Annotated in this window: 20 protein-coding genes; 16 read left to right on the top strand and 4 right to left on the bottom strand. The window is 49.8% G+C overall.

From position 1 onward, the window contains the following. The first annotated feature begins 16 nt into the window (after nt 1–16). From dctP to EZM41_RS09265, 4 genes are all read left to right on the top strand, one after another. The gene (dctP, locus tag EZM41_RS09280) at nt 17–949 is read left to right on the top strand and encodes a TRAP transporter substrate-binding protein DctP (RefSeq protein WP_198470823.1); all 933 of its coding nucleotides are present in this window, start codon (nt 17–19) and stop codon (nt 947–949) included. Between the two features lie 80 nt (nt 950–1,029). Next, entirely contained in the window at nt 1,030–1,497 is a 468-nt protein-coding gene (locus EZM41_RS09275) for a TRAP transporter small permease subunit (RefSeq protein ID WP_198470822.1), read from the top strand. 24 nt (nt 1,498–1,521) lie between these two features. Further along, complete coding sequence (locus tag EZM41_RS09270) at nt 1,522–2,844, top strand: TRAP transporter large permease (protein WP_198470821.1); 1,323 nt, start codon at nt 1,522–1,524, stop codon at nt 2,842–2,844. A gap of 40 nt (nt 2,845–2,884) precedes the next feature. Then, nucleotides 2,885–4,162, top strand: a complete 1,278-nt coding sequence (locus EZM41_RS09265) for a M20 family metallo-hydrolase (RefSeq protein ID WP_198470820.1) — start codon at nt 2,885–2,887, stop codon at nt 4,160–4,162. 277 nt (nt 4,163–4,439) lie between these two features. Here EZM41_RS09265 and EZM41_RS09260 read toward each other — a convergent pair whose 3' ends face one another. Then, nucleotides 4,440–4,715 (bottom strand): DUF5615 family PIN-like protein, encoded by a 276-nt coding sequence (locus tag EZM41_RS09260; RefSeq protein ID WP_342449284.1) that lies wholly within the window; start codon nt 4,713–4,715, stop codon nt 4,440–4,442. Nucleotides 4,716–4,796: 81 nt separating this feature from the next. Further along, complete coding sequence (locus tag EZM41_RS09255) at nt 4,797–5,039, bottom strand: DUF433 domain-containing protein (protein WP_198470818.1); 243 nt, start codon at nt 5,037–5,039, stop codon at nt 4,797–4,799. A 479-nt stretch (nt 5,040–5,518) separates the two neighbouring features. Here EZM41_RS09255 and EZM41_RS09250 point away from each other — a divergent pair, with 479 nt between their 5' ends. From EZM41_RS09250 to citF, 7 genes are all read left to right on the top strand, one after another. After that, entirely contained in the window at nt 5,519–6,445 is a 927-nt protein-coding gene (locus EZM41_RS09250; RefSeq protein ID WP_198470817.1) for an isocitrate lyase/phosphoenolpyruvate mutase family protein, read from the top strand. 42 nt (nt 6,446–6,487) lie between these two features. Next, nucleotides 6,488–7,285: an IclR family transcriptional regulator gene (locus EZM41_RS09245; protein WP_342449283.1), complete on the top strand. Its 798-nt coding sequence runs from the start codon at nt 6,488–6,490 to the stop codon at nt 7,283–7,285. A gap of 206 nt (nt 7,286–7,491) precedes the next feature. Further along, nucleotides 7,492–8,442, top strand: coding sequence for a TAXI family TRAP transporter solute-binding subunit (locus EZM41_RS09240; protein ID WP_198470816.1), 951 nt, complete (start codon nt 7,492–7,494; stop codon nt 8,440–8,442). A 443-nt stretch (nt 8,443–8,885) separates the two neighbouring features. After that, the gene (locus EZM41_RS09235) at nt 8,886–10,829 is read left to right on the top strand and encodes a TRAP transporter permease (RefSeq protein WP_198470815.1); all 1,944 of its coding nucleotides are present in this window, start codon (nt 8,886–8,888) and stop codon (nt 10,827–10,829) included. Nucleotides 10,830–10,954: 125 nt separating this feature from the next. Continuing rightward, nucleotides 10,955–11,239 carry a citrate lyase acyl carrier protein gene (locus EZM41_RS09230; RefSeq protein WP_198470814.1) on the top strand — a complete coding sequence of 95 codons (285 nt, stop codon included), beginning with the start codon at nt 10,955–10,957 and terminating at the stop codon, nt 11,237–11,239. Then, complete coding sequence (locus EZM41_RS09225) at nt 11,223–12,116, top strand: HpcH/HpaI aldolase/citrate lyase family protein (RefSeq protein WP_198470813.1); 894 nt, start codon at nt 11,223–11,225, stop codon at nt 12,114–12,116. Before EZM41_RS09230 ends, EZM41_RS09225 begins: the two co-directional genes overlap by 17 nt. A 2-nt stretch (nt 12,117–12,118) precedes the next feature. After that, nucleotides 12,119–13,678, top strand: coding sequence for a citrate lyase subunit alpha (citF, locus tag EZM41_RS09220; RefSeq protein ID WP_232619264.1), 1,560 nt, complete (start codon nt 12,119–12,121; stop codon nt 13,676–13,678). Nucleotides 13,679–14,033: 355 nt separating this feature from the next. Here the strand turns inward: citF and EZM41_RS09215 are convergent, their stop codons facing one another. Beyond that, a complete protein-coding gene (locus tag EZM41_RS09215) occupies nt 14,034–14,813 on the bottom strand; it encodes an electron transfer flavoprotein subunit beta/FixA family protein (RefSeq protein WP_198470811.1) in 780 nt (259 codons plus the stop codon). 84 nt (nt 14,814–14,897) lie between these two features. Here EZM41_RS09215 and ilvD point away from each other — a divergent pair, with 84 nt between their 5' ends. The 5 genes from ilvD to EZM41_RS09190 all read left to right on the top strand — a co-directional run bounded on the left by ilvD (nt 14,898) and on the right by EZM41_RS09190 (nt 21,721). Next, nucleotides 14,898–16,589 carry a dihydroxy-acid dehydratase gene (ilvD, locus tag EZM41_RS09210; RefSeq protein ID WP_198470810.1) on the top strand — a complete coding sequence of 564 codons (1,692 nt, stop codon included), beginning with the start codon at nt 14,898–14,900 and terminating at the stop codon, nt 16,587–16,589. Beyond that, entirely contained in the window at nt 16,579–17,355 is a 777-nt protein-coding gene (locus EZM41_RS09205) for an SDR family NAD(P)-dependent oxidoreductase (RefSeq protein ID WP_198470809.1), read from the top strand. The genes ilvD and EZM41_RS09205 overlap by 11 nt, the downstream gene beginning before the upstream one ends. A gap of 35 nt (nt 17,356–17,390) precedes the next feature. After that, nucleotides 17,391–18,980 (top strand): N-acyl-D-amino-acid deacylase family protein, encoded by a 1,590-nt coding sequence (locus tag EZM41_RS09200; protein ID WP_198470808.1) that lies wholly within the window; start codon nt 17,391–17,393, stop codon nt 18,978–18,980. A gap of 63 nt (nt 18,981–19,043) precedes the next feature. Then, a complete protein-coding gene (locus EZM41_RS09195) occupies nt 19,044–20,981 on the top strand; it encodes a glycosyltransferase family 39 protein (RefSeq protein WP_198470807.1) in 1,938 nt (645 codons plus the stop codon). Nucleotides 20,982–21,166: 185 nt separating this feature from the next. Then, nucleotides 21,167–21,721, top strand: coding sequence for a rubrerythrin family protein (locus tag EZM41_RS09190; RefSeq protein WP_198470806.1), 555 nt, complete (start codon nt 21,167–21,169; stop codon nt 21,719–21,721). 56 nt (nt 21,722–21,777) lie between these two features. Here the strand turns inward: EZM41_RS09190 and EZM41_RS09185 are convergent, their stop codons facing one another. Then, nucleotides 21,778–22,818 carry an alpha-hydroxy-acid oxidizing protein gene (locus EZM41_RS09185; protein WP_198470805.1) on the bottom strand — a complete coding sequence of 347 codons (1,041 nt, stop codon included), beginning with the start codon at nt 22,816–22,818 and terminating at the stop codon, nt 21,778–21,780. Nucleotides 22,819–23,114 lie beyond the last annotated feature (296 nt).

Genomic DNA, 23,114 nt, shown 5'->3' with positions numbered 1-23,114 from the left:
CGATCCGCCAGGAGGGATGCGGCCCAAATTCCTAAGCGAAGTGTGGTTCCCCGAGATCATAAAGCAGACCGAAGGCAAGGTGAAAATTCAGGATTTCTGGGGCGGTGCGCTGCTTTCCTCCCAAGAAGCGCTTAAAGGCATAGGTTCTGGAGTGACCCACATGGGTTTTATTTACCCCGGACACTATCCTGGCCAACTCGTTTCTTTTACCGCCCTTAAACTTTTCCCTCGTGGTCCCAGCAAGTTCGAGAATATGGTGTGGCTCTACCGCAAAGCCTTTGAGGAGATCCCCGAGCTGAAAGAGGAGCTCGCCAAGGCTAACGTAAAGCCGTTGCTCTTTACAGCCGGGTTGCCTGGCGCCTTTTGTAGCACAAAACCTATTAAGAGCATAGACGATATAAAGGGACAAAAATGGAGAGCCGGCGACAAGTGGGCTTTTAGGTTCCTGGAAAACGCGGGGGCTGTTCCGGTCTCTGTCGCATGGGACGACGTGTATATGGCACTGCAGACTGGCACGATAACAGGATGCTTTACCAATTATGACGGATTGCATCTGATGAAGTTCCATGAAGCAGCGCCCAACCTTTTGGTTTCTAAGGAATTGTGGTATGCCCAACCGTTCCTTCATCTTGTAAATATCGACTTTTGGAACAAACTGCCAAAGGATGTCCAAGATGGGATGCTCAAGGCAAGTGAGATTGCCGAAGCGGCATTCTCCAGGGTTTATGACGAAACCTTCGACAAGATCGTTGAAGAGCAGCGTGCTGCAGGTTGCACCGTCACGTTCATGTCGAAAGAGGACATAGCGAAGTGGGAGAATGCGGATAGACTACAAGATCTTCAGAAACAGTGGATCGAGGAAGCTAAAGAAGCCGGTCTTGAAACCGCGCCTTCAGTAATGGAAAAACTGAGAGCCCTTGTTCAGGAAGCCATAAAGCGAGAGCAGTAGGTAAAATGTGGGGCACAGTGTCTTTAAGGGCACGATGCCCCACGTTTTGCTCTTTGTATGGGGATGGGAGGGCTTAAAAAATGAAACATTTTTTTCATAAGACAAATGAAGCGCTATCTGCATTCTGCGGGTGGCTTATGCTTGTAATGATGGTGTTATTGGTAATGGATGTTTGCAGTCGCAATGTAGGTAAGCCTATTCAGGGGATGGCAGAACTTTCAGTCTTTGTCATGATGATCGTAATATACCTTGGGATGGCCCGTTGTGAAGAACATAAGGAGCATGTAAGCCTGGAAATAGTGAAAAATGCCTTCTCTCCTCGAATAAAGCGTGTCATAGAACTGTCGGCCTACATTTTGGCTCTCATATCCATCGGCATTTTTTTCTATGCTCTGCTTCAGGATGCCATTGCCTCTTATGTTAGCCGTGAAGCGCTTGCGGGGGTTGTGGAATTGCGCCTTTGGCCGGTGAAAGTCGTGATGGTTGTAGGTATTGCCTTTTTCTGGATTCAGATGCTGATAAACGCTGTGAATGATTTTAGCGCTTGAGCCGCGGGGGGAGGTGGTGGGCCAATGGACTTCGTGACGGGCGGTACCTTGTGCGTATTATTGCTTTTGGCATTGATGGCCACAGGCTTACAGATAGGGTTAGCGTTCATCCTAAGTGGCTTTTTAATATCCACTTTGTTGATCGGTGTCGACAGCGCGCTATCTCTTCTTGGCCAGGCGGCTTATTTTTCTATCGCTACGCCCACGTGGACTTGTATTCCGTTATTTACGTTAATGGGGGCGTTTGCTGCTTATGGCGGCTATGCCCAGAGGGCTTACAACGGCGTATATGCCCTCGCCAGAAGGTTAAAGGGTTCACTTGCCATCGCCACGTGCTTTGGTTGTGCGATGTTTGGACTTCTCTCCGGCTCCTCCATTGCCGCAACGGCGATCTTTGGCAAAATGGTCTTTTCTGAGATGCAGCGCATCGGCTACGACAAGAGGCTCTCTACAGCGTGTATTGCCTCCGCTGGGACATTTGCTTCCATGATTCCGCCGAGCATGATGATGATCATCTATGCCATGTTTACGCAGCAATCGGTGGGTAAACTCTTTGCGGCCGGTGTCATTCCTGGTTTCATTACCGCATCTGTCTACTCGATATACATCATTTATGCCGTTAAGAGGAATCCCCGGCTGGCGCCTGAAGCCTCAAAAAGTTCCTTTACCCCTGAGCAGAGGAGAAAAGCGGTCTGGAATATGTGGCCAGTTATCATAATAGCGTTCGCCGTCCTCGGAGGCATCTACGCAGGAGTATTTACGCCCACGGAGGCTGCAGCCGTAGGTGCCATTTTAACCCTGGTATTTGGCTACTTTCAGGGAAGCATCCGAAAATTTAGCATTGTTAACACTGCCATGAAAGAATCCGCCAATACCACGGCCATGCTTTTTCTGATTAATATCGGCGCCCTTTTCTATAGCCGCGTCTTGGCTTTGACGAGGCTCCCCACGGAAATGGCCATGTTTTTGCTAAATCTCAATATCCCAAGGGTCTTTATCATGCTAGGAATTTTAGGGATCATGTTTCTCTTGGGGATGATTATGGTGCCCGTAGGTATATATGCTCTAACCCTGCCGGTCGTTTTCCCGCTCGTTGTGAGATTGGGTTACGATCCGATCTGGTTCGGCGTAATAGCCCTCAAGCTGACCGAAATAGGTGGAGTAACACCTCCGGTTGGCTTGAACATCTACGCTATGAAAGGCGTGATACCGCATGAATATAGCGTATCGTTGGAGGATATCTTCAGCGGTGTGTGGCCTTTTGTGTTGTGCGACATAATTGTGCTGGTGGCACTCTTTATGTTCCCGCAGATCGCTACATGGCTTCCAAACTTACTGTTAGGATAGCTCTTTAAATTTTTTAACTCATGCGATAGAGGTGTTGATATTGACAGGCCGAATAGATGGTAAAGCTTTAATTAGGGCTATTGAAAAGATGGCCACCCTTACAGATCAAAGTGCTCCTCCCTTTACGAGGCGTGCCTTTACAGAAACTTACTTAAGGGGAAGAGAATGGCTCAAAAGCCACTTTGAGACATCTGGTTTGGATGTAAAGCTTGATGCGGCGGCAAACTTAATTGGACGCATGGAAGGACTTGATCGCGACAGGCCGCCCATAATGATAGGGTCTCATACAGACACAGTTACCGGTGGCGGGCGATATGACGGTATCTTAGGGGTATTGACCGGTGCGGCGGTGGCATCTTACCTTCATCGCTCTGGCCAATCTTTGCGATTCCCCTTGGAGGTAGTGGACTTCTTATCGGAAGAAGTGAGCGACTACGGCGCCGTTTCCTGTGTGGGAAGCCGCGCTATAGTTGGGACCCTATCTCAAGAAATGCTGCTGCGCAACAATCCCAACGGCGAAACGCTTAAAGATGCCATAAAGCGCATGGGGGGCAATCCAGACCTTTTAAACGCACCTCTAAAGAAACGCGGCGATATCGCTGCATATATGGAACTGCATATAGAGCAGGGCCCCGTACTGGATACGGCTGGCATTCCTATAGGAGTGGTTTCGGGCATCGTGGCGATCCGCCGCGTAAAGATTACCGTAAGGGGACAGGCTAATCACGCAGGCACCACTCCAATGAAGGCCAGAAATGATGCGCTGGTAGGAGCTTCTCAGATGATTTCGCTCGTCCACGACTTGGCTTTAGATTGGCAGGGCAGTTTTCCCTTGGTGGCCACAGTTGGCCGCATAGAGATTTTCCCCAATTCTCCCAATGTGATCCCCGGTTTATGCATCATGGACTTAGAGGTGAGAAGCATATCGGAAGAAGAAATCGATACATTCTTGGATCAAGTCGAGAAGGCTGCATCAGATACAAGTGCAAAATGCCATGTTTCCGTATCCTTCGAAACTGCAAGCGACGCCTATCCCGCCCTATGTTCGGAAAATATTATAGCTACCATAAAAGAGGCGTGTTCCAATCTTGGATACGAGTATTTAGAAATGCCAAGCGGAGCAGGGCACGACGCTATGCACGTAGCTTCAATCGCGCCTATAGGCATGATCTTCGTCCCAAGCGTTAAGGGTTTAAGCCACTGTTCTGAGGAGTTCACGAAGGAGGAGCACATCATAGCAGGAGCGGAGGTCCTTTTAGAGAGCCTCCTTCTCTTAAACGAGAAACTCGACGTATCATATGCTAAACTGTTAAAATAAAGATATGACGGATTCACTCAAATGAGCAGAGGGCAAAAATTCAAAGCCCAATTGCATGGCAAAAAGCAACCGCATTCTAAAAGAAGCAGCTGGGCGAAACTATCGCCTGCTCAGATGGCCGAAGGTGAAGAACTAACAATACAATATCCAACCACGAACCCCGCAGAAAAAGCAAAAATGTGAGATGTAAGACGTGAGAGGATGGACCTGGAGGCAAAAAGTTAGGTAGTCTAAAAACACAAAAAGTAGAGACCTGGCCCCAAGGGTTATGTGACCGTCAACGGATTCGCACCCCGCCAGGCCACAGAGTAATCAAGCGCCCATCATATTCCTCTTTTAATTTATGGGCAGTCAAGAAACTCATCACCAGCTCTGCTTCTTTCTCGGAGCTCAAGTTGGCCCGACGGAGATAGATTACAGCTCCAACTTCCTGAGTCCTGAAGCGTACCGGGTTAGCGAAGCCGTAGTCCCTGGTAATAAGGATTGCCTGTCGTGCCTTTGCTAATTTCCACACCTCAGCATCGACCATGCCTCTCTCAGCAGTCTCAGCTATAGCAATATAACCTCATAGCCCGCTTGCCGAAGCGCAGAAGCCAAAGTTAGACTGACATTCTCATCGAGGACGATGACCATTTCATACCGGTACCACCTTTTCTGTCGCTAAATAGCTCGCATATTCCAGGCAGGCCAGGATGTCCTCTCTGCTTAGGCGAGGGAGGTTGCGCAGGATGGTTTCGATATCCTCACCGGAAGCCAGATGGCTTAATATCACCCATACAGGTATTCTTGTGCCGGCCACACAGGGCTCGCCGCTGCAGATTTCCGGATCAGAAACGATTCGATGACTTAGCTCCATGACCGTTTTCCCCTTCTCCATCTCGATTCCTCCATAACAAATATATTTGTTAGTTGGGCAGGCTCGATCTTAGGGCCTTTTGCCGAGCTGCCCTCAAGGGCGAATTGATTGAATATGCGTATGGTCTCTTATAAGGACCTCGTTCTAAGTAAGACCTATTATAGCAGCCCTAAGGGCAGGCTTTAATATCCGATCTATTCGAGACGGATGCACATAACAAGCGAGGTGCAATTCTAAAAAGAGAATCGGTTTTAGTCTCACCTCCTTTTATCACATCGTTGCCAATGCTGTTTAAGCTAAAGAGGAAAGAGCTAGGGAGAATAATGGGCAAGAACATAAAAAGTAAAGGCCCGACCTAACCTGACTCTGGTGCGAAAGGAAATTTTCAAACAGCCTCTCGGCCTATTGACAAAATCGTCCGTATAATTTAAGCTTTCAACAGGTCTTCAATATATATGAACGATATTCAATAATACTGAACATAGAGGGGAGATAAAGCAGTGCGCAAAACTACATTATTAAAAAAACTGATAAATGATCCTGAAATTCTTGTGATGCCGGGAGCATACGATGTGCTTTCAGCTCGTTTGATAGAAGTGTCAGGCTTTAAAGCGGTACAGTGTTCTGGATTTGGTTTCGCCGCCTCTTATTTGGGGCTACCCGATATTGGCATTTTAAGTGGGACTCAAATGTTAGACATCACACGCAATATATGCAGTGCAGTTGATATACCCGTCATGGCCGATGGCGATAATGGATTCGGTAACGCGGTTAATACTTATTATACTGTCCGCGAGTTTGAAGCAGCAGGGGCTGCGGGAATTAATTTGGAAGACCAGATAAGTCCCAAAAGGTGTGGACATATTACGGGAAAACAGTGCATATCCGCTGATGAAATGGTGCTTAAAATCAAAGCAGCACGTGAGGCTGCTAAAGACCCTGATTTTGTGATCAACGCCCGAACTGATGCATATACAGTTTATGGGATTGACGAAGCAATTCGTCGTGGCAACATGTATGCAAAATCAGGGGCCGACTTGATATTTGTTGAGGCTGTCGATTCAGTAGAGGGGATTAAGCGCGTGATAAAAGAAATAGACGCCCCTGTCTCGATTAATTTACTTCAAGGCGGCAGAACCCCACTTGTGACAATCCAAGAGCTTCAAGAGTGGGGCGCGGCAAGGGTTAGCATTCCTGTAACTGCTGTTATGGCTGCTGCCTGTGGTGTAAAGCAAGCGCTTGAGTATATCAAGGCGAAGGGAACCATCAAAGACATCCCCAACGTTCTGACTTTTGAGGAGTTTACTGAATTGGTTAGGCTTGACAAAATTCGCGACCTCGAGTCTCGTTATTTGACTGAGGATGAGATAGCATTTCGCTATAGAGATCGTGGAGGCTTGGAAAAAGCGAAGGCCGAGCGCCATTAATTTCAGTCAGTTTGGGCGCAGGATATTTGAGGGAGCAATTAGATGGGGGAGCAAAATACGAGACTGGTAGGTATGCCAATACGTAGAGCTTTGCGAGTGCTTTCTTCGTTTTCGCTCGAGGCGTCCGTCTTGGGAGTCAGCGAAATTGCGAGAAAGACCGGTTTGCCTAAGAGCACGGTGCATTGGTTATTGCGAATACTCGAACAAGAAGGTTTCGTATGTCAGGACACAAAAACGCTCAAGTATCGCTTAGGTATTAAACTTTTTCATCTAGGCACCGTGGCAAAAAGTGCCATAAATTTGGATTATGTTTCACAATCTGTAATGGAGAGGTTGCGTGACACGACTCAGGAAACGGTGAACCTTTACGTTCTTGATGGTTACGATCGTGTCTGTATAAAACAAGCTGAAGGATTACACCTGGTGCGGCAGGCTGTTCGCGTGGGACAAAAAGTTCCTGCATATTGCGGCGCTGCGAGCAAAGTGCTCTTAGCGTGGCAGCCTGAAGAATTTATAGAGGAAATTATTGCCATCACAAAACTTAAACCCCTTACTAAAAATACTATAAGCGATCCTTATTTGTTTAGGACTGAATTAGCAAAAGTTCGTAGGCAAGGATACGCAGTAAGCTTTGGCGAGCGGGATGTTGACGTTGTGGCAGTCGCTGCGCCTATATTTGATGAAGAAGATAAAATAATAGCTGCGTTAAGTGTAAGTGGACCAGCATCGCGATTTGAGATAACACAAGAAACAATAGAAGAAGCAAAAAACGCTGCTGTTGAAATCTCACACCATATAGGTGCAACCATGGATGACATGAGGGCAGTGTCTCTAAGCTAAGGGCTACAATTGAGTTTTCGAGAGAGAAGAAGGAAGAGGGAAAGATGCAAAAGATAGGTTTTCGGCATACTGAAATTGAAAAGGCTCGTTAGGGCAGTTTGATGACTTTTAAATAAGCTTGCTATGTGCAAGGCTAAAAGAGTTGTTGTTGGGTAATTGTAATTTCAGGCAAACAGCACAACTTTAAGAACAAAGGGGGTATAGGTATGATTCGCAAAAGCATGGTGGGGATTCTGTTGGCAGCAACGCTTGTGTTTGCGGTTGCAGGGATTTCGTGTGCGTCTGAGTTTGCTCGCATTGGGACCAGTACCGTAGGCGGTGGCTTTTATTTGATCGGTAATACCATCGCCCAGTTGGGAAATTCTGTAAAAAATGGCATTAATTATACGGCCGTTACTGGTGGCTCAGCAAAAAATTTGGTTGCTCTTGAGAAAAAAGATATGGAATTTGGCCTGTCTCAATCTGCAACAACATATGAGGCGTGGAACGGCATCGGTAGTTTTGAGGGGCGCCCCCTCAAACAGATTCGTTTTGTAACGGCAATTTATCCTATGCCTGCTCATATTCTTGTCAATGGTGACGACATCAAAAGCATTGCCGATTTGAAAGGCAAGCGGGTTGACTATGGTTCTATCGGTCAGGGCATCGAAACTAACTGCCGCATCATCCTCGGCGCTTATGGAATAAAAGACGAAGATATAAAGATTGATCGTTATGGCCGTTCTGAAGTTGTGGAGGCTCTCCAGACTGGTGCTGTGCAAGGCCACGTCTGGCTTACCACTTATCCCAACGCGCAGGTTGAGGATATGCTCACTAAAAACGTGCGTCTTTTACCCATTGATCCAGAGCAACGCGCCATGATCTTAGAACAAAATCCCTTCTTTATTCCCTCAGTCATTCCTGCAGGCACCTATAAGGGTTACGATCAGGACATTCCTACAATTGCAGCGGTAGGAGCCTTGTTTACTTACGCAGATATGAAGGAAGATGTAGTTTACAAGACCGTTAAGATGATGTATGAGAATGTACAGTTTTTAAAAGACCGGCTTCCCAATTACTTTGCTGAATTCAGCATTGAGAACGCCCTTAATGGTTGTATCATGGATATTCATCCCGGTGCTTTGAGATATTATAAAGAAGTTGGTCTGCTTAAGTAGTTTGTATTTTTAATGGCTTGGGGGGCCGTGCCCCCCAATTTATGCTCAGGATGCTACCTCTGGGAAAAGGTCTACTGGTAGGCGAGACAGTGCAGCCTGTTATCCAAGATGAGAGTCTTCACAGTAAGGTGAAATCCGAAGGGGCAGTTGTAGCGGAAATAAATGCTTATGCTCTAAGGATTACATTATCAAGCTAAATTGTTATGACGAGTTAGCGTAAACGTAGTCTCAGGCTCTCAAAGGACAGCAAATGCGTGAGGATGAACACGGGGTTAAATTAGCGCTCCTGTCTGGCAAAAACGGTGCGGATAGGTTAGACACAATTGGCAGCTCGGATCGATGGGCACAATTGAATGTCTAAGGCGCATGTCGGGTGATGTTTAAAAACGAGGGTCTAAATGTTCTATCCTACTGCTTTGTATCTATAATCAGAGGTGATTTTTATGAGTTCTCCTGTTTCCATTATTACGCCATCTAATACCACCAATAGAACTACTGCTACCCAAGCAGGAAAGCAGCGCCTTTTAATGGGCCCTGTAGGCAAGCTCATTACGGTGTTGGCGGTTTCCCTTGCAGTTTTTCAACTCTATACAGCTTTTTTTGGGCTCTTGCCTACCATGCAGCAGCGTAGCTTTCACGTGGCTTTTGTATTATTTATGATCTTTTTGTTGTATCCAGCTTCGAAAAATTCGCCACGAAATCGAGCGTCTCTCTTGGATTGGTTTTTGGCTATAGCTTCAGCTGGTTGTGCCCTTTATGTCTTTTTTGGCTACGAGAGCATAGCCTTGCGTGCAGGTATAACCTATGGCTATGAAATAGTCCTTGGTGGAATCTTCACGGCTTTAGTTTTTGAGGCTGGACGCCGAGTCTTAGGTTATATTCTCCCCTGTTTCTGTTCTTTATTTTTACTCTTTGCCTATTTTGGACGTTCTATGCCCGGCCCGCTTCAGCACTTTGGGCTGTCGGTACCCCGTATTATTGAAGAACTCTATCTTACCACCGATGGCCTTTTTGGTTTGGTAACAGGTGTTTCTGCCACTTACATTTATCTGTTTATTTTGTTTGGAGCCTTTTTGAAGGTAACCAATACAGCGGATTTTTTCAATGACATCGCCATGGCTCTTACGGGACATCGTAAAGGTGGGCCGGCAAAGATTGCTGTGGTGTCTAGCGCCCTTATGGGAACCATTAGCGGTAGTACCTCGGCTAATGTGGCTACTACTGGCACTTTTACAATTCCGCTGATGAAACAAATTGGATATCCGTCTCACTTTGCTGCAGCCGTAGAGGCAGCAGCTTCATCTGGTGGTCAAATCATGCCTCCTGTCATGGGTGCCGCGGCGTTCATAATTGCAGATGCCCTCAGTATCTCCTATACTAAGGTCATTTTGGCTGCGATTATTCCTGCCTTTCTTTATTTCTGGGGTATTTGGTGTTCTCTCAGTCTTGAGGCTTCTCGACTTGGACTCCAAGGCCTTTCCAAGGATACATTACCCAAGGCTGGCAAAGTGTTCTTAAATAGCGGTTATAAAGCAATTCCTCTGTTTATCATAGTTTACTTTCTTGTAAAAGGGTATAATCCGCTTTATTCAGGATGCTGGGGCATTATCAGCTGCGTGCTCCTTAGTTTTGTGAAGAAATCTGATCGTCTGAGCGTGAAGGCACTGATATCTGCTTTAGAGAGTGGTTCCAAGGTAGCTCTTTCAGTTGCTATGGCTTGTATTATTGTCGGAGTAGCAGTTGGCATGATGGGAGCTACCGGCATTGCCTTGCGTATCGGTGACGCCATTCTTGCCTTAACTCAGGGACATTTGATATTTACACTGATAATGGCAATGATTCTTTCCGTACTTCTTGGTATGGGAATGCCCTCAACGGCCAGCTATGTCATGGCTAGTGTAGTAGCAGCCCCTGCTATGGTCTTGTTAGGTGTTAATCCTTTGGATGCCCATATGTTTGTATTCTTTTATGCTGTGTTGTCTACGGTAACTCCTCCGGTTTGCGTGGGAGCCTATACTGCTGCTGGCATTGCCGGATCAGATCCAAACAGGACAGCCTTTACTGCTGTAAAGTTAGCACTGCCTGGTTTTATTGTTCCTTTTATTTTTGTCTTGGCTCCTGAGATCTTGTTGACCAACGTTACCAGCTGGATTACTACGACACAGGCCGTGGTCACAGCCATTATCGGTGTGTTTTTGTTAGCCTCCGCCTCGGAAAACTACATGATGGCTCCTCTACATTGGTATGAACGTTTGTTAGCTTTGACAGGTTCGTTGGTATTGCTTTATCCTGGTATACTTTCGGATATTTGCGGGTTAATAATTTTGCTTCTCCTTTATCTACTCACAAAGCAACGAGCGCGGATATCGTCATATTCTCTACAATAATATTTTTAAGGCGCATGTTCAGAGAAGCATATCTATACCCATGGTTCGTATGAGCCCTAAATGATGAGATTGTCGTTAAAAAATGATTTCTGTGAATGATTAAATAGCAACGGAGGAGGTAGGGGATGGTTTTACATACAGTGCAGGCTGGTTCCAGCGAAAAGTGCGACTGCCTCGTTATGGTCGAGCCGGCTGAAAGGACAGAGTGGATTTATAGGGGTGAAAACAGTCAGCTTTTTGCTACTCGTACTGATACACTGATTCGAGAAATTTTAGCGCGTTATGGCATGCCGAAGGTTCGTTTGGCGGTAGAAGATTTTGGCGCCTTGACTTTTGTGATTTGTGCCAGGATAGAGGTAGCACTTGAGCGAGCGCTGGAAGGAAAGATGCCAGATGGCATTAAAGCTTAAGCGTTCATTGCTTTTTGTCCCAGGTAATAACCCAGCCATGCTACAAAGTTGTGCTTCTCTGGGCGCTGATTGTGTAATTCTTGACTTGGAGGATGCCGTGGCCCCAAGGCATAAAGATGAAGCTCGACGCCTTGTAACCTATGCGCTGCGTTGTCTTTCTTTTGGCGATGTTGGGAAAGTGGTTAGAATTAACGATGTGTCTACTCCATGGTGGGAGGCGGATTTGATAGAGGTTGTTCCGGCAAATCCTGATGTGATTCGCTTGCCGAAAGTTGAGTCTACAGATGACATATGTACGGTTGATAGAAAAATATCAGAGCTCGAGAGGGCTAATGGGTTGCCTGAGGGCGGTATTGGCCTTCACATCCTGCTGGAATCGGCACGAGCCGTAGAGAATGTAGCAAATTTAGTGCGCAGTTGTTCTCGCGTAAAAGGTATTGGATTGGGTGAACAGGACTTAATGGCTGATATGGGCATTCGAAGGACATTGTCTGGTGAAGAATTAGCTTATGTAAAAAGTCGTGTAGTTTTAGCAGCAAAAGCAGCGAGGATCGATTGTTTTGACTCCGTTTACACGGACATTGACAATATGGAAGGTCTACTGGCCAGCACCAAGTTGGCTGCAGCGATGGGTTTTGCTGGCAAGTCAGCAATTCATCCTTCTCAGATTCGAGTTATTAACGAAGGTTTTTATCCTCCTGAGGAGATTTTGTTCCACGCTATGGATGTGATTGCCGCGGCGAAGGTAGCTCGTGCAGAAGGGCGTGGCGTCTTCAGCGTTAACGGAAAGATGGTAGATGGTCCAGTTATCCGTCAAGCTATACACGTGTTGGCGCAAGCTGGCATTCCTTGTGATCCCGAGGAGGTATTGCCGTGAATATGGTAAAAAACGCAGCCGGACGCTTAGTCCCTACTGAGCTGTCAGGGATAGGTAGCGTTCGTCCGTTCGCTGGAGTAACAGGAGTTACTACGTCTCCTACCTTCAATGCTATTGCGGCAGTCAAGCGTGATGTGATTCCAATTAACACAAATAAAGTAGCGCCTGACCTGCGAGCAGCTATTGAGCGTTCTGGTCTTCGCGACGGAATGACTATCAGTTTTCATCATCATCTAAGAAATGGCGATAGAGTGATTTCTCAAGTACTGGCAGAGCTTGACAATATGGGATTTAAGGATCTTACGCTGGTAAGTTCAGCGTTATTAGAGTGTCATGACTTTGTAGTGGATTATATCAACTCTGGTTTGATCCGACAGATTTGTGCCTCCATTCGAGGTGCTGTGGGTGACTATTATCAGACTAAGAATGAATATCTCCCACCCGTTGTTATCCGAACCCATGGCGGCCGCGCTCGAGCTGTAGAGGAGGGATCCATATCTATCGATGTGGCTTTTGTGGCCGCCTCTGCATGTGATAAGTGCGGCAACATGACTGGCATAAGTGGCCCCTCGGCGTTTGGTTCTTTAGGTTATGGCATTCATGACGCCCGTTTTGCCAGACATGTAATCGCAGTTACTGATAATTTAGTCGAATTCCCCCTGACTCCCCGTATTTCCATCCCACAATATTTAGTACACCAAGTGGTAGTGTTGGATTCTATCGGTGACCCTCGAGAGTTGGCTACTGGATCGATACGCGTCACCAAAAGCCCTACACAGTTGGCATTGGCTTATCATGCCTATGAACTAATCGTTGCCTCTGGCGCCATTCGTCCTGGTTTTTCCTATCAGGCCGGTGGAGGGGGGATCTCCATGGCAGTGACGCAATATGTGCGTGCATATATGCAGCAAAAAGGGGTTGCAGGCAGTTTTGCTCTTGGTGGCATCACTGCCGATATGGTTCCCTTACTGGAAGAAGGTCTATTTAAGGCTCTTTACGATGTTCAGAGTTTCGACCCAGCTATGGGGGCTTCTATGCTTCGAAATTCTACCCATTATGAAATTGATGCCTCTTGGTATGCGAATCCCTTCAATGCCGGATGCATGACCCATCAACTCGACGTAGCCGTTTTAGGTGCCCTTGATGTCGACGTGGATTTTAACGTCAACCTTTTGACTGGTCATAATGGGCGTTTGCGTAGCGGGATGGGGGGCCATCCCGATGCAGCAGCTGGTGCGGCGTTAACTGTAGTAGTCTTGCCTAGCTTCCGTAAGGGATTGCCTTCTATCAAAAAGAATGTCCAAACCATCTGTACCCCCGGCGCGTGCGTAGATGCGATTGTTACCGAACGAGGCGTATGTATCAGCCCACGCAGGGAGGACCTTCTGAAGTTAGCCCTTAAAGGTGGCGTTCGCGTGATCGATATTGAAAAACTACGTATGGAAACAGAAACTCTTACTGGCTGTATGGATCCAATTGGATTTGACGAATCGCGGATTGCTGCGATAGTGGAGTATCGTGATGGCTCAATCCTCGATGTTATATATGGACTGAAATGCTGACGCCTGTTACCAAAAACAATACCCTGCCTTTTATATCAATCTAAAGAAAAACTTAATCGATTTTTCAGCTGGCATATCAGTATCTTTGCTGTGTTATTGGGAGTAAAGTCGGTTGCAGGCCACAGCGCAGGCAAAACTTCGGGCAGCCTCTTACTCAATTAGAAGTGTTGGTTATGAGGTCAGAGTGGTTCTGCTTTTAGATATGAGAGATACGGTTCAAAAGAGGTAAATGAGATGAGTCAAGTCATCGCCTGCGCGGGTGAGCTAAGGTAGATGTAGAAGTGAGGGAGAACAAGAGTTAGAAGGGGTAAAAATACAAAAGAAAAGACCTGACCTTGAGGTTACGCGTAGGTGGTTAAGCCTTAAAAAACGTGAGGGCTTTGGCTATTCCTTTGACTCCCTCGTTTGTGTCTTTGAAAATAAGGCCTTTTCTTCCTTCTTCGGTGGGAAACGTTACCTTGTAAACCATCGTGGGAGAGCCCGGGAAACCAAGCTTAGTTTCGTCTGCTCCTATGTCAACGGCGGACCATACCTCTACCTCCTTTTTGCGGGAAGCGAGCTTGCTTTTAAGCGATGGCAGCCGGGGGGTGTTTATGTCTTTGGTCACGGAGACTAACATTGGCAGAGGAAATTCCATGACGAGGAGCCTGTCTTCCATCTCTGAATGCACGACGGCTTTTTCTCCTTCGATGGAAAGGAGCGAGACGTAATAGGCGTGGGGAATGCCCAAATGCTCCGCTGTTTCGGCCCCCACTTGGCCCGTGTCGCCGTCTGTGGCCTTTTCGCCGCACAATATCAGGTCGAATTCGCCCAGCTTTTTTATGGCGCTGGAGAGCGCGTATGAGGTGGCAAGGGTGTCAGAGCCGGCCAGCTTCTTGTCCGAAAGCAAAATCGCCCTGTCGGCGCCCCTCGCCAGGGCATCTTTGAGGGCCTCCTTCGCTTCGGGAGGTCCCATACACACGGCTGTCACCCTTCCACCGACCTTTTCTTTGATCTTTACCGCCTCTTCGAGGGCGTTCAGGTCGAAGGGGTTGACCTCCTGAGGTGCGGAAGCCCTGTCCACCGTGCCGTTTTCCACGTTGAACGTGACTTTTTCTATATCGGGCACGATCTTTACCAGAACGACAATATTCATGGCCTTTCACGCTCGCTGCATTTTTGGCATTTATAGTTTAGACTAATATATCATAACGCCTAAAGATCTTGCGGGGGTGGAGAAATGACGAGTCGAAAACATCAGGTTCTTGAAGGAGTCACCGGAGCTTATCCGCGGCAGATGTTCAGGGCTGCCGGATATACGGACGAGGATATAAACAAGCCCGTAATAGCCGTAGTGAGCGCCTATAGCGAGATTCACCCTGGGTGCATGCATTTAAAGACCTTGGCCGAGCACGTGAAAGCCGGTGTGTGGAGCGCCGGTGGCGTGCCTGTCGAGTTTCACACGATTTCTATCTGTGACGGATGGGCTCAAGGGGCAGGAATGCATTATGTCCTACCCAGCCGAGAGCTCATGGCCGCGGAAATAGAGACTATGATAGGTGGCCACATAGACCTCTTTGACGGGGCGGTGTTTTTGGCCTCCTGCGACAAGTCCCCTGCGGCCATGCTTATGGCCGCCGCGCGAATAAACCTCCCCTCTATATTCTTGCCCGCCGGCCCCATGGTGCCGGGGAAATTTTTGGGCAAGGAATGGGTGATGTGCGACATAAAAGAGGGCATGGGAAAGGTCAGCGTGGGAGCCATGAGCGATGAAGAGTTCATCCAGGTCGAGTCTGAAAGTTGCCCCACTGCCGGCGTATGCGCCATGATGGGAACGGGCAGCACCATGGGATGTGTCATAGAGGCCTTAGGTATGGCCCTCCCCGGGGCTGCTACTGTGCCGGCTGTCTCTTCGGGTCGCCTGAGGCTCGCAAAATACACCGGCAGGCGCGCCGTAGCGTTGGTTGAGGAAGGCGTAAGGCCGAGGGATATAATGACAGCAAAGGCCTTCGAGAACGCCATTAAGTTTGTATTAGCCACGGGCGGTTCATCGAACGCCGTGTTGCATCTGCCAGCTATTGCCGCGGAGGCTGGCATATCTATACCGCTTGAAATGTTCGACAGTTTAAGCCGTAAGACGCCGTGCATAGCGAAGTTTAAGCCCGCAGCGCAGTTTAACGTCAAGGACTTACACGAAGCGGGCGGCGTAGGCGCGGTGATGAAGGAGCTTTCCCCTCTTCTCAATCTCGAGGTGCTCACCGTTACCGGCATGTGCCTCGGCGAGCTCCTGGAAAAGGCCAAAATCGTGAGGAGAGATGTGATTCGTCCGTTGGACGATCCCATAAGCCACGAAGGAGGACTTGCTGTACTTAAGGGAAACCTCGCCCCTGAAGGCGCCATCGTAAAACAAAGCGGGGTTGACCCCAAAATGATGGTCCACACCGGGCCGGCCAAGGTGTTTGACAGCGAGGAGGACGTGAGGGAGTCGCTTCTGGGCAAGACGGTAAAGCCAGGCGACGTACTCGTGGTGCGGTACGAAGGTCCCAAGGGAGGGCCTGGCATGAGGGAGCTTTCCATACCTGCCGCGCTCATCGTCGGCATGGGTCTGGGTGACTCGGTCGCCATGATTACGGATGGCAGGTTTTCCGGCGCCACGAGGGGGCCGTGTATCGGCCATGTGTCCCCAGAGGCTGCGGATGGTGGTCCCATAGCTGCCCTCAGGGATGGCGACGTGATCGACATAGACATCCCGAACAGGAAGCTCAATGTGCGACTTTCGGATACCGAAATAGAAGAGCGCCTCAAATGCGCCACGCCGCGCAGGCCCTATAGGCGTTTCCCAGGCGGATATCTCGATATCTACAGGGCAATGGTGGGGTCTTCTTCCCAAGGTGCCGTTATGAGAGGGAAGGAAGATAAGGATGCTCTCTAAAGATTACAGAGGCCTCTTTGACCTCACGGACAAGATAGCAGCCGTCACTGGTGGAGCCGGCGGCTTAGGCAGAGAAGCAGTTTTGGCCTTGGGGCAGCACGGCTGCCATGTGACGGTTGTGGACTTGGACACATCGAAGGTGCGGCATCTCGAGAGCGACTTCGGTGCCATGGGAAGGGATATATCGTTTTTCGATGCCGATATCACCCGTTCGGGTCAGGTTTCACAGGTTTTCGACGACATAATGAAGACTTACGGCAAGTTGGATATCTTAGTCAACATGGCCGGGATCAACAAGAGGCTTCCCGTAGTGGAGTTCCCGGAAGAAGATTGGGACAAGATCATGAACGTAAACCTGAAGGGGACCTTCTTGTGCTGCAAAGAAGCGGCCAAGATTATGAAGGCTCAGGGGCACGGCAAAATCATAAACATGGGCTCCGTGTCGTCGGTGCTTGGGCATCCCAACCATTCGGCGTATGCGGCAAGCAAAGCCGGTGTTTTGCTTTTGACCAAGGTACTCGCCATGGAACTCGCCCCCTGTGGCGTCAACGTGAACGCCATAGGGCCGGCCTATGTAGAGACCGACCTGACGCGCGATTATCTCAAGGTGGGCGATCATTATGAAAGCATAGCGAGGAGCATACCCATGGGGAGGCTCGGGACCCCCGAGGACGTGGCGGGAGCGATCGTATACCTCGCCTCGAAAGCCTCTGACTTCGTCACGGGTACGCTTCTTTTAGTAGACGGCGGCAGATGTGCCGACTAAGAGCCTATCACTAAGATCTAAGGAGGGATCTCGTCATGTATGACGTGCTGATCAAGGGCGGCACCGTAATAGACGGCACAGGTGCCCCGGGCTTTATCTCCGACGTGGCTATTTCAGGCAGCAAGATCGCCTCGATTGCCAGACGCATAGAGGAAGGAGCCAAAACCGTCATCGATGCTGGTGGGCTCTGTGTAACTCCTGGGTTTATCGACACGCATAGCCACAGTGACTTAATGCTTCTCGACAATCCCCATTTGGAGGAAAAGGTAAGGCAGGGGGTTACCACGGAAATATTGGGCCAAGACGGCCTGGGTTTAGCTCCTCTCACTTCCGCTGGTGCGAAGGAGATGCTTCAAGAGCATTTGGCAGGGCTTTTGGGCACGCCAAATATCGAATGGGATTGGAGTTCTTTTGCCGAATACCTAAAACAGTATAGCAGGAAGGGGATCATCAATAACATAGGAGCACTTGCGAGCCACGGCGCCGTGCGCATAGCTGTCATGGGCATGGAAGATCGTCATGCCTCTCGAGACGAGTTAAACAGGATGAAAGAAATCTTGGATGAGTGCATGTGTTCTGGTGCGCTCGGGCTTTCTACGGGTCTCATATATCCTCCCTGCTGCTATGCCGCCTTTGATGAGCTCGTAGAGTTGTGCAAGGTTGTGGCAGGACGCTCCGGCGCCCTGGTAGTTCACGTCCGTAACGAAGCCGACAGCATAATGGACGCCCATCGCGAGATGCTTGATGTATCCCGCGCGTCCGGTGTACACCTCCACATATCGCATCTGAAGACCATCGGCAAAAACAATTGGGGGAGAGCAAAGGAAATTTTGGACAATCTGGAAAATCATAAGAAAGAAGGGTTAGCGATAACAGCCGACCAATATCCATATATAGCCGGCTCCACAGCCCTTTCGGCCTGTCTGCCGCCATGGGTACACGCCGGCGGCGCTCATATGCTCCTGTCACGCTTGAGCGATCCAGCAGAGAGGGAAAAGATCAAGGAATCGTTCGCTCACCCTACGCCTTCCTGGGAGGACCGGGGAAAGAGAGAAGGATGGGAGAACGTGATCGTATCCTCCGTGGGAAGCAACAACCCCGCGATCGTGGGCAAGAGCATAGCTGCTATCGCTGCAGAACGCGGCTGTGATCCCATCGCCGCCGTCATAGACATCGTATTGGAGGAAAAGAACAAGGCTACCATGGTCGTCTTCCAGAACTGCGAGGAAAGCCTCATCGAGGTCATGAAGAGGCCCTGGGTTATGGTTGGAACAGACGGCATATACGGCTCGGGGAAGCCTCACCCGAGACTTTTCGGGACGTTCCCGAGGATATTAGGCAAATACGTCCGGGAGGAGAAGGTGCTTTTCATCGAAGAAGCCGTCAAAAAGATGACGGGCCTTCCTGCTGCTGCCTTTCGCCTGACAGACCGCGGCGTGCTAAAAGAAGGACTTGCCGCCGATGTTGTGGTTTTTGACCCCCTTCGTGTTGCCGATCGCGCCACCTTCGAGGAGCCGCGGCAATATCCGGATGGCATCGCGCATGTCCTGGTAAACGGCATTCCAGTCATATCCGATGGAAAGCCCACAGGCGATCTACCCGGCCAAGTGCTAACCGCGAAATGATAATGGCGTGGGATAATTGATGGCGGTGCTATTTTTCGAGCCTTGACAGAGAGGGGAAGGTGTATGATCAAAGGAGGAAGCGTAAGGGGCGGCGTTTACGCGTCAGTAGTGGGGATCTCCGGCATGGTCTTCGATTTTCTGCTCTTTTGGGCTGCGTTTTCCCTGGGCTTTCCTCCAGGCCAAGCTCATGTGGTGAGCTTCATACCCGCAGCCTTCCTCAATTTCTATAATGCCAAGGCCGCCTTCGGAAGGGGACAATTTCACCTTTCGCCCAGGAGGGAATGCGTGGCGTTTTTTGCCGTGGCCGGGGCGGCCCTTTTCCTGCGCGGAGGGGTTCTGGCCACAGCGGCTTGTTCTTGGGAATGGCCGCCGCTTGCGGCCGTAACGTTGGCGATTGCGGTGTCAGCTGCAGTTACATATTTGGGATCGGCATTCTTCGTTTTCCCTGTGACCAGCCTGAGGCGTAGCGAAAAGGTATATTGGGGTATGGTGACAGTATTAGTCGTATCCTATGCGGCCTTGTTGCGCCTCTTTTTCATGGGCACCATGGAGCTCATACCGCAGGAAGCATATTATTGGAACTACGCTCAGCACTTGGATATCGGTTACTTGGATCACCCTCCTATGGTGGCTTGGATTATAGCGCTCTTCACTGGCATCTTCGGCCATACGGAGTTTTTCGTCAGGATCGGCGCTTTCCTCTCGTGGGTAATTGCCGCCTTCTTCATCTACGGCTTGGCGAGAAATTGTTTTGAAAAGTCTGTGGCTTGGCCTGCTCTGCTGCTCTTTTCGACCATACCGTTCTTCTTCGGCATCGGCATGATCATGACGCCAGATGCACCGCTCGTGACTTTTTGGGCCGGGACGTTGTATTTTTTGGAACGGGCCCTCCTCGGAGAGGAGCGTGCGGCCTGGTGGGGCGTAGGTATTTGTGCCGGGTTGGGGCTCTTGTCTAAGTATACTATCGCACTGTTAGGGGCCGGGACCCTCCTTTTTATGCTCGTTGATCCGATCTCCCGTAAGAAGTTGTTGAGCGTCAGGCCATATCTGGCCCTCCTCATAGCCTTCGCCATATTCTCTCCCGCAATAATATGGAACGCCCAACACAACTGGATCTCCTTCAGTTTTCAAGGCCCGCGCAGATTGCTGGGTCCTACGCGATTTTCCCTTCTCGATACGGTGGCGTATCTATTGTTGCTCCTTTCGCCCACCGGCGTGGCAGCAGCCGTAGCGGCCATATCCCCAAAGACGATGGCGTCGTTGGGGAGGCGGAAGTTCCTGTTTTTGACCCTTACGGCTCTCTTTCCAGTCGCTGTCTTTACGCTTTTTAGCCTTTTTCGAGAGGTCAAGCTCAACTGGACGGGCCCCGCTTGGCTTTCTCTCATTCCTATAATGGCATGGCATATGGTCAGCGGTGAGGGCAAGCTGGTCGCCTTCTTGAGGAGGGCATGGTTTCCCACTATAGCTGTTGTGTTGCTGGTCTTCGGCTTCGCGCTACATTATGCGACTTTGGGCTTCCCGATCTTAGCGTATCCAAAAAATGCGCCTATGGTTGGTTGGGAGGATCTGGCGCGGCAGGTGGAGGGGTTGGAAGACCAGTGGGAAAAGGCCCTGGGGGAAGAGCCCCTTATAGTTGGCATGGACAAACACAAGGTCACGAGCGAGCTTGCCTTTTACCGCACAAAGCTCTTCGGCAAAAACGACTCCGAGAGAGAGGGAGTGGCCTATACCGCCGGTCCCAACCTCGTAGGGGAAGAGAGTCTCATATATAAGCAATGGTTCCCTGAGACTAAAGGGCTTCAAGGGTATGCCAGGGCAGTTTTATTTGTGGGCAGGAGCCCTGAAGGGTTGCCCTTGCAGGAGCTGACCGAGGACGGTTGGCGGGTGGAAGAGACGGGAAGGATCGTTGCGAGGGATTACGGAATCCCGCTGGCAGAGTTTGATTATGTCCTAATGAGGAAAACATCCGGCGCAAGCGCCTCTAACTTCAAGTCTCCATAGTTGGGATTGCGAAAGCCGATATCCAACGACCGGCATTTGTCTTCAAAGGGAATAGCGGCTCTGTTTCGATCTCCAAGCGCAATGTTACTCTTAAGTAAGCGAGGCATTTCGAGGGCTTGACGCTTCGAAGCTCTATGGATTATAGTTTAAAAGCAATACAAATTCTTGTGAGGGGGGTTTAGAGTATGGCTGTTAAAAATGCGATGACTGCCGATTTCTTGCGTTCCGCCTATGGCGGCGAGAGCATGGCGCATATGCGCTATTTGACGTGGAGCGAGGCAGCGAAGAAGGAAGGCTTTCCCAATATAGCGAGGCTCTTCAATGCTATATCCTACGCTGAGTGGGTCCATGCGAATAACCACTTTACCGTCCTTGACGGCGATATAGGGGATCATCCTGTGACGGCAGGCGGCGTCTTCGGCCTCAAAAAGACCGCTGAGAATTTGAGCGGCGCTATAATGGGCGAAGTCTTCGAAGTAGAGCAGATGTATCCCGTATATTTAGAGACAGCCAAATTTCAGGGCGAGAAAGAGGCTGCAAGGTCCTTCACCTTTGCGCTCGAGGCCGAGAAGCTCCACGCAGAGTTGTATCGTAAGGCTCAGGAAGCAGCCAAGGCTGGCAAAGACCTGGAGGTGGGCAAGGTTTATATCTGCTCTGTGTGCGGTCACACCATAACCGAGGCTGCCCCTGACAAGTGCCCGGTCTGCGGTGCAGCGAAGAGCGCCTATAAGGAGTTTTAAATACGCACACCCTTTAATAAGGCTCCTCGCAATCTTCAAGAGGAGCCTTAACTATACTATTTAGTTGTATATATGATGGATTTATCTGCCACCTCAGGCGATCGACAGCCGGTGAGGATCATGGCGATTTCGAGTTCCGAGGCTAGCCTTTTGTAGAGCAGGCAAACCCCTTCAACCCCGCCTCCCATTAAGGCCCACACTACGGGCCTTCCGATGAGGACGGCGTCAGCCCCGAGCGCCAAGAATTTGAGCACGTCCGTGCCGCTCCTTGCGCCACCGTCGGCCATCACGGTTATTTTGCTTTTTACGGCATCAGCTATCTCGGGAAGGACTTCGGCCGTGCCCGGCGTGTGGTCGAGCACTCTGCCGCCGTGGTTTGAGACCACTATCCCCGCTGCGCCGGCTTCATAGGCTACAATTGCCTCGTCTTTTGTCATGATGCCCTTTACTACCACGGGCAGCTTCGTCGAGGAGCAGATTTTCTCTAAGGTCGAAGGGCTTAAAGGCCCTACGAACTGCCCCGACCTCCTCATATTGATTAACCCTGCCGCGTCTACGTCTATTCCCACCGCCACAGGTTCGACCTCTTCGGCCAGGCGGATGCGCTCTATTATCTCTTCGGGTTTTCTCGGTTTTATGATCGGCATGCCCGCGCCACCGGCCTTTTTAATAGCTTCGAGCCCCATGGCGTATTCTTCTGCTTGGGGGCCGTCTCCCGTCAGCGCGATCGTGCCGGCTTTATGAGCTCCCTCCACTTGAGCCCAGGTGAGGTCCCATGTGCTTATGCAGCCTTGGAAGTTGACCTTTGCGCCGGCGACGGCACCTCCCAAGATCGGCATGGAAATCCTGTGCCCGAATATCGTGCTTTCGAGGGCTGGCTCCGCTACGCTGTGGAGCGTCCGCATATTGAGTCTTATGGCGCCCAGCGCAGATACGTTGTTGATGAACGAGCTCCCTGTGCCAACCCCGCCTATGCCTGGAATTTGTCCCGCGCAAGCCCTGCCGTCGCAAACCTTGCACAGGAAACAGATCCCTTGAAGGCGCTCCCTTGCGCGCACCGATATCGATTCCCACGTTAAGACGATTTCTTCACTCATTTAATTGCACCTCGCTTTGTGAGGACGCGTTTTGGTTAAATTAAACCTTCGCAGACATGGGGTCAAGGGTTGGCACAAGACCGGTTTTGTCGTAAGATTTATCGGGCGGGAACGATTTAGAAGAAGGATAGATTGAAGCGTTTTCATTAATCGTTTAGGCTGGTCGTTAAAAACTCATGAGGGGTGGTAACGAAGATGACTGAATCAAGGACTCGTAGCGGTCTTTCTTTGACGTTTCAGGTGTTGTTGGCCGCGGGGTTGGTGACGGTAGGCATAATAGTCGCCGCGTTTTTGGG

This window comes from Acetomicrobium sp. S15 = DSM 107314, from assembly GCF_016125955.1.
Taxonomy (GTDB): Bacteria; Synergistota; Synergistia; order Synergistales; family Thermosynergistaceae; genus Thermosynergistes; species Thermosynergistes pyruvativorans.
The sequence above is the reverse complement of the archived record's forward strand: the minus strand, read 5'-3'. Positions and strand labels throughout refer to the sequence as shown.

What these genes read in the sequence shown, in the direction of transcription:
- EZM41_RS09245 (WP_342449283.1), top strand. Translation starts at nt 6,488, where the DNA reads ATGGGGGAGCAAAATACGAGACTGGTAGGTATGCCAATACGTAGAGCT.
- EZM41_RS09230 (WP_198470814.1), top strand. Translation starts at nt 10,955, where the DNA reads ATGGTTTTACATACAGTGCAGGCTGGTTCCAGCGAAAAGTGCGACTGC.
- EZM41_RS09270 (WP_198470821.1), top strand. Translation starts at nt 1,522, where the DNA reads ATGGACTTCGTGACGGGCGGTACCTTGTGCGTATTATTGCTTTTGGCA.
- EZM41_RS09225 (WP_198470813.1), top strand. Translation starts at nt 11,223, where the DNA reads ATGGCATTAAAGCTTAAGCGTTCATTGCTTTTTGTCCCAGGTAATAAC.
- EZM41_RS09275 (WP_198470822.1), top strand. Translation starts at nt 1,030, where the DNA reads ATGAAACATTTTTTTCATAAGACAAATGAAGCGCTATCTGCATTCTGC.
- EZM41_RS09195 (WP_198470807.1), top strand. Translation starts at nt 19,044, where the DNA reads ATGATCAAAGGAGGAAGCGTAAGGGGCGGCGTTTACGCGTCAGTAGTG.
- ilvD (WP_198470810.1), top strand. Translation starts at nt 14,898, where the DNA reads ATGACGAGTCGAAAACATCAGGTTCTTGAAGGAGTCACCGGAGCTTAT.
- citF (WP_232619264.1), top strand. Translation starts at nt 12,119, where the DNA reads ATGGTAAAAAACGCAGCCGGACGCTTAGTCCCTACTGAGCTGTCAGGG.
- EZM41_RS09205 (WP_198470809.1), top strand. Translation starts at nt 16,579, where the DNA reads ATGCTCTCTAAAGATTACAGAGGCCTCTTTGACCTCACGGACAAGATA.
- EZM41_RS09255 (WP_198470818.1), bottom strand. Translation starts at nt 5,039, where the DNA reads ATGGAGAAGGGGAAAACGGTCATGGAGCTAAGTCATCGAATCGTTTCT.
- EZM41_RS09190 (WP_198470806.1), top strand. Translation starts at nt 21,167, where the DNA reads ATGGCTGTTAAAAATGCGATGACTGCCGATTTCTTGCGTTCCGCCTAT.
- EZM41_RS09200 (WP_198470808.1), top strand. Translation starts at nt 17,391, where the DNA reads ATGTATGACGTGCTGATCAAGGGCGGCACCGTAATAGACGGCACAGGT.
- EZM41_RS09215 (WP_198470811.1), bottom strand. Translation starts at nt 14,813, where the DNA reads ATGAATATTGTCGTTCTGGTAAAGATCGTGCCCGATATAGAAAAAGTC.
- EZM41_RS09240 (WP_198470816.1), top strand. Translation starts at nt 7,492, where the DNA reads ATGATTCGCAAAAGCATGGTGGGGATTCTGTTGGCAGCAACGCTTGTG.
- EZM41_RS09185 (WP_198470805.1), bottom strand. Translation starts at nt 22,818, where the DNA reads ATGAGTGAAGAAATCGTCTTAACGTGGGAATCGATATCGGTGCGCGCA.
- dctP (WP_198470823.1), top strand. Translation starts at nt 17, where the DNA reads ATGCGGCCCAAATTCCTAAGCGAAGTGTGGTTCCCCGAGATCATAAAG.
- EZM41_RS09235 (WP_198470815.1), top strand. Translation starts at nt 8,886, where the DNA reads ATGAGTTCTCCTGTTTCCATTATTACGCCATCTAATACCACCAATAGA.